General features: G+C 60.2%; 11 protein-coding genes. 5 read left to right on the forward strand and 6 right to left on the reverse strand.

The window, feature by feature from the left end; translation table 11 throughout:
* Positions 1-234 precede the first annotated feature (234 nt).
* Both ACZ5C7_RS02015 and ACZ5C7_RS02020 read left to right on the forward strand, forming a co-directional pair.
* Complete coding sequence (locus tag ACZ5C7_RS02015) at positions 235-1,077, forward strand: NAD-dependent epimerase/dehydratase family protein (protein WP_464374723.1); 843 nt, start codon at positions 235-237, stop codon at positions 1,075-1,077.
* A gap of 60 nt (positions 1,078-1,137) precedes the next feature.
* The gene (locus tag ACZ5C7_RS02020) at positions 1,138-1,419 is read left to right on the forward strand and encodes a ubiquitin-like small modifier protein 1 (protein ID WP_464374724.1); all 282 of its coding nucleotides are present in this window, start codon (positions 1,138-1,140) and stop codon (positions 1,417-1,419) included.
* 63 nt (positions 1,420-1,482) lie between these two features.
* On the opposite strand, the gene ACZ5C7_RS02025 is transcribed toward ACZ5C7_RS02020, so the two are convergent.
* From ACZ5C7_RS02025 to ACZ5C7_RS02040, 4 genes are all read right to left on the reverse strand, one after another.
* Positions 1,483-3,153, reverse strand: a complete 1,671-nt coding sequence (locus ACZ5C7_RS02025; RefSeq protein ID WP_464374725.1) for an aldehyde ferredoxin oxidoreductase C-terminal domain-containing protein — start codon at positions 3,151-3,153, stop codon at positions 1,483-1,485.
* Positions 3,154-3,270: 117 nt separating this feature from the next.
* Positions 3,271-4,161 carry a carbohydrate ABC transporter permease gene (locus ACZ5C7_RS02030; RefSeq protein ID WP_464374726.1) on the reverse strand — a complete coding sequence of 297 codons (891 nt, stop codon included), beginning with the start codon at positions 4,159-4,161 and terminating at the stop codon, positions 3,271-3,273.
* Position 4,162: 1 nt separating this feature from the next.
* Positions 4,163-5,092 (reverse strand): carbohydrate ABC transporter permease, encoded by a 930-nt coding sequence (locus ACZ5C7_RS02035; protein ID WP_464374727.1) that lies wholly within the window; start codon positions 5,090-5,092, stop codon positions 4,163-4,165.
* 22 nt (positions 5,093-5,114) lie between these two features.
* Positions 5,115-6,641 (reverse strand): extracellular solute-binding protein, encoded by a 1,527-nt coding sequence (locus tag ACZ5C7_RS02040; protein WP_464374728.1) that lies wholly within the window; start codon positions 6,639-6,641, stop codon positions 5,115-5,117.
* Between the two features lie 239 nt (positions 6,642-6,880).
* Between ACZ5C7_RS02040 and ACZ5C7_RS02045 the strand changes: the two genes are divergently transcribed.
* Both ACZ5C7_RS02045 and ACZ5C7_RS02050 read left to right on the forward strand, forming a co-directional pair.
* Positions 6,881-8,086 (forward strand): ABC transporter ATP-binding protein, encoded by a 1,206-nt coding sequence (locus tag ACZ5C7_RS02045; RefSeq protein ID WP_464374729.1) that lies wholly within the window; start codon positions 6,881-6,883, stop codon positions 8,084-8,086.
* A gap of 67 nt (positions 8,087-8,153) precedes the next feature.
* Positions 8,154-8,825, forward strand: coding sequence for a hypothetical protein (locus ACZ5C7_RS02050; RefSeq protein WP_464374730.1), 672 nt, complete (start codon positions 8,154-8,156; stop codon positions 8,823-8,825).
* A gap of 128 nt (positions 8,826-8,953) precedes the next feature.
* On the opposite strand, the gene ACZ5C7_RS02055 is transcribed toward ACZ5C7_RS02050, so the two are convergent.
* On the reverse strand, positions 8,954-10,582 hold the full coding sequence (locus ACZ5C7_RS02055; protein WP_464374731.1) for a TCP-1/cpn60 chaperonin family protein: 1,629 nt from the start codon (positions 10,580-10,582) through the stop codon (positions 8,954-8,956).
* 128 nt (positions 10,583-10,710) lie between these two features.
* Positions 10,711-10,902, reverse strand: coding sequence for a hypothetical protein (locus tag ACZ5C7_RS02060; RefSeq protein WP_464374732.1), 192 nt, complete (start codon positions 10,900-10,902; stop codon positions 10,711-10,713).
* 108 nt (positions 10,903-11,010) lie between these two features.
* Here ACZ5C7_RS02060 and ACZ5C7_RS02065 point away from each other — a divergent pair, with 108 nt between their 5' ends.
* Positions 11,011-13,011 carry a beta-galactosidase gene (locus ACZ5C7_RS02065; protein ID WP_464374733.1) on the forward strand — a complete coding sequence of 667 codons (2,001 nt, stop codon included), beginning with the start codon at positions 11,011-11,013 and terminating at the stop codon, positions 13,009-13,011.
* Positions 13,012-13,041: the final 30 nt, after the last annotated feature.

The following is a 13,041-nucleotide window of genomic DNA, read 5'->3' on the forward strand; positions in this document are numbered from 1 at the left end:
GGTCGACTGAGGAGCACACGCGTGTTCCCCCTCAGGAATTCTTTCAGCATCACCTGACAAGAGTCGTTCCATAGCACGTCTCGAGGCCAGATCGGCCGACCGTTTCGAGGTCGGAATCGGGTCTCCGAGACGACGCGAATCCGCGTCTTTCCGACACCACCCCAACATCGAGGAGACAGACAGGTCACGGTATAAATCGAACGATTATAGTGTTTCCCACCCTTGCTCACAGCTGTGAACGTTTTACTGACTGGCGCGTACGGCCGGTGTGGAACCGCCATCATCGATCACCTCCACGACGAGCCCACCTACGAATTTACGTATCTCGACCGGGACGATCCCGACGACGGCGAGGACTACGGGGAATACGAGACCGTGGCCGCAGACGTCGCCGACGCGGGGGCACTGCAAGATGCGGCAGCCGGACGGGATGCGATGATCCACCTCGCCGGGTATCCGTTCACCGACGGAACGTGGCAGGACGTCCACCAACCAAATATCATCGGAACGCTCAACGCGCTCGAGGCGGCACGCGAGGCCGAACTCGAGACGGTCGTTTTCGCCTCGTCGAATCACGTTATGGGGATGTACGAGTCCGAAAACGCGCCCGAACTGTACTTCGGAAGCGACGCTCCGTTCCGGCTCTCGCAAGACGACCCCGTTCGACCGGATTCGTACTACGGCGTCTCGAAGAGTTTCGGTGAAGACCTCTGTCGGTACTACGTCGAAAACTACGAGTACCCCAAGCGAGCGCACGCGATTCGAATCTGTAGCGTGCGAATGCCCGAGTACGATCACCCATTCGGCGATGCGGAGAACGACGTCGACAGTGGCGAGTACGAACGCGGAAGCGACGCGTACGAACAGCAGGTCGCACGAATGAAGGGAATGTGGCAGTCACGTCGAGATTTCGCTCACATGATCGAGTGCTGTCTGCAAACCGACGAGCCCGGTTTCGAAATTTTCAGCGGCGTTAGCGACAACGACCGACGCTGGTACGACATCGAAAACGCTCGAGAAACGATCGGCTACGAGCCACAGGACAACGGCGAAGAGTGGGACGCGCCGCCCGAGTAAAGCGGGTCGATCGATGGGACAGCGGCGGTTTCAAGTGAACTCGCGACAGAGTGGCTGTCGATGCAGGTAACCTGCGAACTCTACGGGCCCCTTCGGGAAGCGGTCGGCGGAAAGTCACATGAACGCGAGGTCGAGGCCGACGCGACCGTCGGTGATGTGTTCGAAGCGCTCGCCGCCGAGAACCCCGAACTCGAGGGCCTCCTGTTCGATGACGAGGAGGGGTTCAGCGACTCAGTTTCCGTAATGCTAAACGGGAGAAACGTCGTGTTCGAAGACGGGATCGAAACGCCCGTCGACGACGGAGATGTACTTCGCGCGTCGCCGCCGGCAGAAGGCGGGTAAGACGTACAACGAATCGCCTTCAACAGAACGAAACGAGACGAATCAGCACCGGAAGCCTCCTTCTTAATCGGCCTGTGCGTACTCCCCGACGGTTCCGGACGGTACCGTTCCGTCGTCGTTCCAACCGCGAAGTTCGTAGTACTCCTCGATCGAGGCCTCGAGGTCGGGTAGATCGTACGGTAGTCTATCCTCCGACTCGTCGTAACCGCGCTGGTTCCGGAAGTGGCGCTCGAGTTCAACAATTCGGGAGCCGATCTCGAGGATATCGTCGTAATCCGCGTCGAACAGGGCTTCGAAGCGATCTCCCTCGACGGCGCGACCGACGCCGAATTGGCAGATGACGCCGCTGTCGCGGAACGCGTTTCGGTTTTCGTTCTCGATGACGAGTTCTGCCTTCCCGGCAGTCCCGCGCGGATCGACGTCTCCGCCGTACTCGTCGGCGAGCGTCGTCGAGTACATGTGATCGCCGCCGCGGTTGGCGACGGCGTAGGAAAGGCCCTGACCGTTGATCGCCCGTCCGTCGTGTGCGGCGAATTCCATCCCCTTGACCGAAAAGTTCTCGACGCCGAGCTCGTCGTGAGACCGAGCGACGCCCTCCGCGAGGAGGTCTCCCTCGTCCTCGCGGAACGCGATTTTCTCGACGATATCGTGGACGAGTTCCGCGTTGCCGAACTCGTCTTCGCTCTCGAGATACGCCGCGACGACGTTTCCACAAGAGATCGTGTCCATCCCGTACTGGTCGCAGAGCTCGTTCGATTGCATCACGTCGACCAGTTCGCCGACGCCGCAGTTCGAGCCAAAGGAAAAGACCGTCTCGAGTTCGGGACCCTCCGTTTCGATCCCGGTTTCCTCGTCCCGAGTCGGGAGTTTGCAGGCGAAGGCACAGACCGAACAGGAGGCCTTCTCGTACTTTTTCTCCTCGACGGCGTCGCCGCCGATGTCCTCGGCGTGTTCGAACGACTGCTCGGAGAAGTACCGCGTCGGGAGCGAGAAGTTGTCGTTGACGAATTCGATGGAGTTCGTCGTCCCCTGTCGGCGCATGATGTGATCGCTGGTCGCGGCCTCTCGATGGACCGACGACTGCACGTCTTCGGCGGGTATCTCGACCTCGGGTGCGGAGTCGCCCTGGAAAGTGATGCACTTGATGTTCTTCGATCCCATCACCGCGCCGAGTCCGCCGCGCCCGAACGCCCGACTGTCGTAGGTCATCACGCAGGCGAATCGAACGCCGTTTTCTCCCGCGGGGCCGATCGTCGCCAGATTCTCGCTCTCGAGGCCGTGGCGTTCGTTCATCACTGCAGAAACTTCGGGGACAGTGGCCTCCTCGAGTTCCGGCACTTCCTCGAACTCGACGCCCTCGTCGGTGACGTGGACGGCGAGTAGTTCGTCGCTCGAGCCCGTGAGCTCGACGACGCTGTGACCGGTTCCGACGAAGTTCCGGGAGAGGTAGCCGCCCGCGTTCGCCGACGCGACGCCGTCGGTCAGCGGGGAGAGTGCGGTACAGTTCATTCGACCGGTGAAACTCATCTGGGACTGCTGGAGCGGTCCCGTCGAGAAGTATAGTCGATTTTCGTCACCGTACGGATCGGCATCGAACGGGATCCGGTCGTGAGCGAGCTTGGTTGCGACACCTCGTCCACCGACAAAGTCGGCCAGTTCGTCTTCGATCGAGTCCGTTCGAGCTATTCGGTCGTCGACGTCGATCGTGCAGAGTGTTCCTTTAGCGTGGAGCATGACGGACTCAACGAAGTTCGAGCTAAAAAAGCTAGGGATAACAGTCGTGTCACGGCGAGATAACGTTCGGCGGTTCGGTGAATCCAAATCGGCCACGAAATCGTCTTCGAGAGAAGATCAGGACTTGACTGCGCCTTCAGCGAGCCCCTTGACGATGTAACTCTGCAGGAAGAAGAAGATGATCAAAAGCGGGATCGAGGCGCCGACCGCACCCGCCATCATCAACTCCCAGTTCAGCGTGTGTTCGCCGATCCACTGGTTGAGCCCCGGCGGCAACGTCCGAAGGTTCGGATCGCTTATCAACACCAGCGCGAAGACGAACTCGTTCCAGGCGGTAATCCAGGCGAAGATGGCCGTCGTCGCGATCGCCGGCTTCGAGAGCGGGACGATAACTCGAATAACTGCACCCAGCCTGGTGCTCCCGTCGATCATCGCCGCCTCCTCGAGCGACTTCGGTAAGTTCTCGAAAAATCCCCGTAGCATCCAGATGGCAAAGGGAACCGTAAACGCGACGTAGGCGAGGATAAGCCCGGTCAGCGAGTTAGTCAGGTTGAGCCCTCTGAAGATGAGGAAGATTGGGATGACGATCAGAATCCCCGGGAACATCTGGGTGAGCAACAGGAACGTCGCGACCGTCTTTCGACCGCGGAACTCGAGGCGACCGATGCTGTAGGCTCCGAGCAAGCAGACGCCGATGCTGATAATTACGGCCGCAATGCTCACGATCACGCTGTTTCGGAACCAGACGAGAAAGTGCGTCTCAGAAACCATCTGCCGGTACGCGCTGAGATCGGCACCGGCGAGCCAGCCGGCTGGGTCGGCGACGAAGGTGTCGAAGCCCGTCTGGTTGAACGAGATGAGGAACATCCAGATGATCGGAAACATGACGACGCCGATCGAGGACCACAGTAACGCGTGGAAGCCAATCGTCGTCAACTGTTCGCGACGGTGGTCACTGAGATAGCCGTCGTTCGGTACGTTCGCACCCGTTTCTGTTCGTTGAGCCATGTTATTTCCCTCCGACGTTTTCGTTGTACAATCGTAGGTAGATCAGTCCGTAGACCATGCTGATGATCAACGTTATGACGGCCATCGCGCTCGCGAAGCCGATTTCGTTGAGGCTGAACGCGTACTGGTAGATGTATACGGGGAGTACCATCGACGACAGTCCGGGTCCACCGTCGGTCATCACGAACACGAGCGTGAAGTGGTTCAGCGTCCAGACGCTCATCAGGAGCGTCAACACGATCGTGATCGGCTGGATGAACGGAATCGTGATGTGTCTAAAGAGATCGAACCGCGTCGAGCCGTCGACGCGAGCCGCCTCGTAGAGGTCCGATGGGATCCCCTTCATCGCCGCGAGGAACGTGATCATGAAGAACGGGAAGTTCCGCCAGACCCAGGTTATCGTGATCGAGAACAGCGCGTACCGAGAGCTCCCGATCCAGGCGATGCCGTCGCTCAAACCGAGCAACCGGAGCATCCCGTTGAACGCCCCCAGATCGTAACTGTACAGCAGTCGCCAGTTGAGCGCGATCGCGATAAACGGGATCGCCCACGGCAACAACAAGAGCGTCGTCGCGATCGATCGGCCTCTGAACTCCCGATTGAGGAGTATCGCAAAGCCGAGTCCGATCACCGTCATCAGGACGACGGCGGCGAACGACCAGACGAACATGTTTCGCATGACGATCCAGAAGTGCGACCACGTGAGCGCCTCGACGTAGTGAGAGAGGCCAACCCACTCGGGATCAGCGACGCCGTCGTATTCGAAGAAGCTCAACCAGATACCACGACCGATCGGGTAGAGAGCGACGAGCGCGAGCGCGAGGATCGTTGGTATCAAGAAAAGCCATCCCCAGACGCTCTCTTTCGAAAGCCAATGTGCGTATTCGTCGGGGACCACTCGATCGATGATTGTCTCGTTGTTCTGTCGCATAGTAGCGTATTAGATCGTCTCGTTATTCGTAGGGGTTCCAGATCTGGGGCGTGTCGCCGTCGCCGTGGATCCAGGCCTGGCACTCTTCCGGTGCGTCGTCGAGATCGGGTTCGCTGTCGGTTTCCGCGAGGTCGTACTCTTCGTGGTCGGAAATCTGTTCCCGGTTCGCGTTCGCCTGATCGACGAGTGCTTCGGCCGGATCTGCGTTACCGTCGATGATCGAACTTATCGCCTCCGAGTTGCCCGTCGTTATCGTATCCATCTCGCCGAGGAACGGCGCGTTCTGATCGGCGCCGTAGACGCCGGGCAACACGCCGTCCCGTGACGCCTGCGTGAACGTGTCGATCCATTCGTCGGGAATATCGGTCGGATTGTCCGCAAACAGTTCCATCTCCTCCTGTGCGTCACGAACGGGCAGGAACTGCGGTGCCGCCTCGGGAAGGTACGTATCCATCACGTCCGTCTGCATCATGTACCGGATAAACTCGTCTTCGACACCATCGGCGACGTCGTGTTGAGTCATTTCGGACGAGAACGCAGTCATGACGCCACCGCCGAGGAACGAGCGCGAGTCTCCCATCGGGCCGGCCGGCATCGGCACGATTTCGGTCTTCTCGCGGAGTTCGTCGTCGTCGGAAATGTCGCGGGCGAGGTGACCGCCCTCTAACACCATCGCGGTGCTCTCGTCGTTGTACAGTTCCTGGGTTTCGATGCCGTCGACGCCGGCCCAGCCGCCGGGCGTGATATCCCACTCGCGTTCGAGACTCGCCTTCCAGAGGTGGGTGAAAAGTCCCGTTGCGTCGTCCATCTCGACGCTCCACTGCTCTTGGTCTTCGTCGTAATCGTAGTACTGACCGCCAGCCTGTGCGTTCATCAGGAACGTGTGCTGACCCGTTACGAGGTCGGTCGCCCCCGCCGTCGTGAAGCCGCTCGCATCGGTTTCGTCGACGACGTCCCGTCCAATGTTGACCAGCTCTGTCCAGTCTTCCGGCGGATCGGAATGACCGGCTTCCTCGAGCAATTCGGTGTTGGTAAACAGCGTCCGACTCTCCGAGAACCACGGAATCCCCCACGCTTCGTCCTCCCACTCGACCATCTGCTCGTTGATATCGTACATATCGTCGTACTCGTCGAGCAGTTCGGTGTGTGGATCGACGACGCCCAGGTCCGCGAATTCGACGCTGTGTCCGCCGCCCATTTCGCTCACGTTTGGCGTGCTTTGGCCCTGTATTGCGGTATTCCACTCGGTATTAACCTCGCCCCACGGAACGAAACTCGTCGTGACGTTGAACTCGTCGTCGTGTTGCTCGGCGAAGTCGTCGGCGGCGTCCTCGAGTGCGTCCCCGAGGCTGTCGCCGCGCATCGTCCACCACGTGAAATCGGCTTCGCCCGTGAGACCGAGAGCATCATCGAGACAACCTGCAAGTCCGGCCGTGGCCCCCGAAGCCCCGACTGCGCCAGCCGCTTGCATGAAATTTCGGCGGGAGTACTCCTCGGAGTCCGGCTCAGAGTTGTCTACACCGGCCGCTATTGTATCGCTAGTTGACATTGACCTGCGGATAGTTTTCTAACGGAAATTTATAAGTGTTCTGGAAACGATGACGGGAAAACTGTGACGTGGACGTCCAAAGTGTGGGCGAAGAGATCCGAACGTATCAGATTTATATAGTATGGGCGCATGTACATGTAGTGATTCTTTACGCACATCTGCTTGGAAAAACAGCGTCAACAGTCGAGCGGCTCGGTACCAAGGAAATAAATAGTGTGGCCGAACAACCCTACAGTCATATGGGAGAGTTAGCGTTCAATGCCGTCACGAAAGTGTACGGTGACGAGATTACTGCCGTCGACGAATTCGATCTCACGATCGAAGATGGAGAGTTTATTGCGCTCGTCGGACCGAGCGGTTCGGGAAAATCGACCTTGCTCCGCATGGTCGCCGGCCTCGAGGAGATCACCGGCGGCGAAATCGTTATCGGCGATACGACGGTCAACCGGCTACCACCTCGTCGTCGTGATATCGCGATGGTGTTCCAGAACTACGCGCTGTATCCGCATCTCGACGTCCGCGAAAACATGGCCTTCGGTCTGAAGCGGTCGACGGATTTGCCGCGGGATCGAATGGACGAGCGCGTCGAAGACGCCGCCGAGTTGATGGGGATCGAATCGTTGCTCGATCAGAAACCGAAACAGCTCTCCGGTGGACAGAAACAGCGCGTCGCGACGGGTCGGGCGATCGTTCGAGAGCCCGAAGTGTTCCTCTTCGACGAACCGCTCTCGAATCTCGACGCCAAACTCCGCAAGCACATGCGGATCGAACTCCAGCGCCTTCAGAAGACCCTGGATACGACGACGATCTACGTCACGCACGATCAGGAGGAAGCGATGACGATGTCCGACCGGATCGCGATCCTCAATTTCGGCGAACTCCAGCAGATCGGCGCGCCGCGGGAAGTGTACAACCAACCGGCGAACAAGTTCGTCGCCCAGTTCATCGGCAGTCCGTCGATGAACATCTTCGAGACGGAGTACGTGGACGACGGCGAGTACGGGTCGCTGGTCGGAGACATCGATATCGAACTCAACGACGAGCAAGCGAGTGCACTTCGCGAATCTGGGAAGCCATCCGGCGAATATGCAGTGGGTATCCGCCCCGAAGATATCGAGGTCCAGACGACTTCCAGCCCGGACGCTATCGAGGCCTACGTGGATATCGTCGAACCGCTCGGCAGTAACGACCTCCTGTACTTCAACTTCGACGAACCGCTCGAGCAAGCGGACGATCTCGGTCGCTCGAGTTCGGACGCCGAGGGCGACACCGAGGAGTTCAAGGTATTCATCGAACCGGGATCGGTTCCGGAGGAGACCTCAAGCGTGTACCTGACCGTCGATCCGTCGCAGATTCACATCTTCGACCCCGAAACCGGAACGAACGTCGGGTTCACCGCACCGGAGGCGGCCCAGGAGTCCGAAGCCGTCGCTCCGACCCAATGATTGACACGATGCCTGACTCCGAACGGCCAAGAACGATCGTTGTCGACCCAAAACAGTTACCCACCGTATGAGCCATCAAACGGGCGATCCCACCAGACAATCGTTCTTCGCGGCCGTATCGAACGTAACCGATATCGACGACGCGCTGGGAATCGTCCAGCGATACGGCTACGTTCCCGTCGCTATCGCGGTAGTGCTTCACGGACTCGTCAGAGGCGTTTTCGAGTTCGTGAGCGATCCCTACGTAATGGCGGACGGGTACGTCTTCTCCGGGTGGCCGGTAGCGCTGGGCATCAACGTCTTCTACGGCATCGCCCTGGTCCTGTTCTCCTGGTTTCTCTTCTTCGGACTCGTGGGCGTTATCGCGGGATACCTCTCCGAGGAGGTCGTCATGTCGACCGACCTCTTCCTCCTTGGGGGGTACCTGCTCCTGCCGTTCGTTCCCGTCTTCGCGGCGGGCTCGCTACTCATGCTAACGGTTTCGGCACCCGAAATTTCGGCGGAGGCGGCTCATCAGGGCGCAGAGACTATCGACGAGGTGCCGACCGAAATCTACGACCACGTCTATCACTCCTGGCAGATGGTGGTCGTGCGAGTACTCAGAGCCGCGGTCTGGCTGCTGGTCGGATTCTTGATGCTCCCGGGAGTCCAGAAGTTCTACGGACTGACCCAAAAACAGACGGTCGTCGCAGTTCTGCCGGTGACCCTGATCGCGATGATCGGATCGGCCCTAGTCTAACGACGGTATTCCACGAATTTCGGTTTCCTCGGCGCTTCAGTTTCCGCCGTATCGACATTCCGCCGAGTACCTCCTCGAGTCGCGAGATCCAACAACCAGATCACACCCAACCGGATACAACGGAGACGCTACCGCTCGAGACCGCGGGGCTGACGCTGGTCGACGAGGAGTTGATCGATGCGGACGAGTGCGTTCGCGAACTCCAGAGCTCGAACCAGTCCCGTCGTCCGGACGAGACTCGCATCGTAGCCGCCCCGATCGCCGACGGACTCGACGACCGAACCGTCCGCGGCGATCCCGGCCTCGGTGTGGCCCTCAGCGTGATGCCGGCGGAGCGTGGTCAGCGTGTCGAGCGAGTCGAGGCCGGCGTTCCGTGCCAGCGTTCGGGGGATTTCCTCGAGAGCATCCGCGTAGGCCTCGACGGCGAGTTGTTCTCGACCGTCGATCGACGGCGCGAGCGAGCGAACCGACTCGGCGGCGCTGATGTCGGGCGCACCACCCGCCGGAAGGACGGTCGGCTGCTTGATAGCCGCTCGAACCGCGTTCATTCCGCCCGTGAGCCGGCGCTTTGCTTCGTCGGCGGTTCGTTCCGTACCACCCCTCACGACGATCGTTCCAACGTCCGGTGAAATGTCGCCATCGGCACGGAGACGCATCCAGTCACGGTCGCCGATAGCCTCCATGCGAACGTCCGCCGTTCCGACGTTTTCCCGAGGGATAGCCATCGACGGGGAAACGGTACTGATCGGCGGCGCGTCGATTATCGACGAGACGAACTCTCGGTCCGACCGGGTGACGTTCTGTACGCACGCAACACCCTGACGAGCGAGCGCACGGGCCATTTCGTGGCTGATTTCCTCGCCGGCCACGACCAGTTCGACGCCGGCGGATGCGACGTGTCGAGCTAACCGGTCCGTTTCACCGCCGTTTCGACGCCGCAACTCCTGGACGACATCCTCGTCCGGATTCGAAATAGTCGCGTTCATCGAGAACGCTCGAGGGCTGAGCGATCCTTCGACGAGTAAGACGCCGCCGGACAGCGGAAGCAATCGCTCCGCCGTCACGGGCTCTTTGAGCAGGTACTTGGCGTCGATAATCTCGGAATCGGTCACGCTTCCGCCCGGAACGGTTCGCGTGTCGATCCTCCCGATATCGACGTGACCGGTTTCGCGATTCGAGACTCGCAAGACCGCTTCGACGAGGTCGTCCGCGACGTACTCGAGCGGCCACGACTCGTTTCGCCCGTTGGTCATCGCCGTTCGGGCGACCGTCGCGAGCGCCCGCCGATCGAGCGGCCCCCCCAGTTCACCCTCGCCGGTCGTTATCGATCGACGCCGATCGTTCCACACCTCGAGCGTTCGCTGGCCGCCGATCGAGAGCCCCTCGATGACCGTCGTGGGGTGAAGCCCGTCGTCGACCAACGAGAGCGCCTCCTCGAGAAACGCCGATGCTAACAGCACGGTTGCGGTCGTCCCGTCGCCGAACGTCGCCTCGTGGTCCTCCGCGAGGCCGATAAATCGCCGTGCGATCGGATGGCTCGTTTCACCTTCGAACTCCTCGATGATGGCGATCCCGTCGTTGCTGACGAACGTTCGAATCGAGTCGTCGTCCATCTGTCGAACGACCATCGTATCCAGCCCGTACGGGCCGAGCGTACTCCGAACGATGCTTCCCATCTGGCGCGAAGCGGCCCGGATTTCTTCGCGGAGTTGTCTATCATCGAACCGGCTCCAGCCTGCAGGAGTAGCGTGTGCCATACGAGCGTGTTCAACACACGCGTCGTGCGTCTCATAAGTGTTTACGTCCGGATCGACGCCGAAGATCCGCAAAGCAGGAGTCGACACTCATCGGACACCAATCTGACGGTTCGGCTGGCAGTGATCGATTATCGGAGGTGCGATCGATCGAGATATATCGCGAGCGCGCAGGCGAGCAACAGTACCCACGCCAGTTCGAAGACGAGTCCCCATCCTTGCAGGTAGATTCCGTAGACACCTGCCGCTGAGCCGACGATAAACGCCAGGATTGGGAGGACGAGCTTCGAATTCACTCCTGCTCGAATCGATTCGGTCGACATACAATCACGTTCCAACTTCACACATATATCCGTTTCGACAGACCGTCCGGTGAGGATCGGTGGCCGAAACCGGAGCGGCTAAGGACCTGCTGCGTGTCACTCCGATAGATGACTATAGGCGTTTGTTACTTTCCGGAACACTGGCCGGACGAACGATGGGAAACCGATATCGAGCAGATGGCCGATGCGGGAATCGAGTACGTGCGCATGGCGGAGTTCGCCTGGTCGAGGCTCGAGCCCGAACGCGGCGAGTTCGATTTCGAGTGGGTCGAGACGGCGCTCGAGTTGATCGGCGAGCACGACATGAAAGCGGTACTGTGTACGCCCACGGCGACACCGCCGCGGTGGCTCGTCGACGAACACCCCGAAATATTGCAGAAGGAATCGGACGGGACGACCCGTCACTTCGGCAGTCGCCGTCATTATTGCTTTAACTCTCCCGAATACGGTCAGGAGACCGACCGAATCGTCGAACGGTTGGCCGATCACTTCTCGGACCATCCGGTCGTTGCGGGCTGGCAGACCGACAACGAGTTCGGCTGCCACGGCACGGTTCGGTGTTACTGCGACGACTGCTCGAGGGCGTTCAGCGAGTGGCTTCGGAACCGGTACGACGGCATCGAGACGCTCAACGAGGAGTGGGGAACCACCTTCTGGAGCCAGCGCTACGACGAGTTCGAACAGATCGAACCGCCTCGTCATACGGTGACCGATCACCACCCGTCGCTATTGCTCGATTTCTATCGTTTCTCGAGTGACAGCGTCGTCGACTACAACGAACGACAGCTCGAAGCGCTGAAGGCCGAAAACGAGGACTGGTTCGTCACCCACAACTTCATGAGCCACTTCTCGGCGCTCGACAGCTACGACGTCAGCGAGCGCCTCGAGTTCGCCTCGTGGGATTCGTATCCGACGGGTCACGTTCAGCGACAGGACGACCCGTCGGTCGACGAGCTTCTCGCCGGCGACCCGGACGTCGTCGGGCTCGATCACGACCTCTACCGGTCGGCGGCCGACGCACCGTTCTGGGTGATGGAACAACAACCCGGGGACATCAACTGGCCGCCCTACTCGCCGCAGCCGGCCGAGGGAGCGATGCGACTGTGGGCCCACCACGCGGTCGCCCACGGTGCGGACGAAGTGGTCTACTTCCGATGGCGACGCTGTCGACAGGGCCAAGAACAGTACCACGCGGGGCTTCGAAACGCTGACGGCAGTCCCGCACGGGGCTACGACGATGCAACGACGGCCGCGTCCGAACTCGCGGAGCTACCGACGCTTTCGAACGTCGACGCCCCCGTCGCGATCGTCCACGAGTACGACAACCTGTGGGCGCTCGACGTTCAACCACTCGCTCCCGAGTTCGACTACTGGAGTCACCTCGAGACCTACTATCGGGCGCTCCGAGCGCGCGGCGTCTCGGTTGATATCGTACCACCAACTCGAGATCTGACGGCGTACGAAGCCGTCGTCGCGCCGACGCTACATCTCGTGGACGACGGTATCGCCGAGACGCTCCGAACGTACGCGGAAGACGGCGGCGAACTTCTGCTAACGATGCGCTCGGGCGTCAAAGACCGCGCGAACAAACTGCTGAACGAGCCGGTTCCCGGTCCGCTCGCGGATCTCGTCGGTGCGACGGTTACCGAACACGGAGCGCCGCACCCGAAAATGGAGCGAACACTCGAGTACGAGGGGGAAACGTTCGAGTACACGGTTTGGAACGAGCGCCTAGAGCTCGAGTCGGCGACTACTGAAGCGACGTATCGGGGTGGCACCATGGCCGGAATCCCGGCGATTACCCGAAACGAAATCGACAACGGGTGTGTCACCTACTGTGGCGTCTGGCCCGAGGCTGAACTCGCCGACGCGCTGGTTTCGACAGTCCTCGACCGGGCAGCGGTCCCGACCACCGACGAGGCGCTCCCGGCGAACGTTCGAGCGATCGAACGAGACGGGTACACGTGGGTTACGAACTTCTCGGGCGAGAAGATCACACTCGACCTGCCTGAACACGCATCGATACTTCAGGGCGATCGAACGGTTCCCGAATACGATCTTGCCGTCCTCGACGCGCCCGTACATAGTATTCGAGTCGAACGCCACTAGGACACCAACGAAGGGAGTCAACGGGAAGGT

Source organism: Halostagnicola alkaliphila (genome assembly GCF_055379965.1).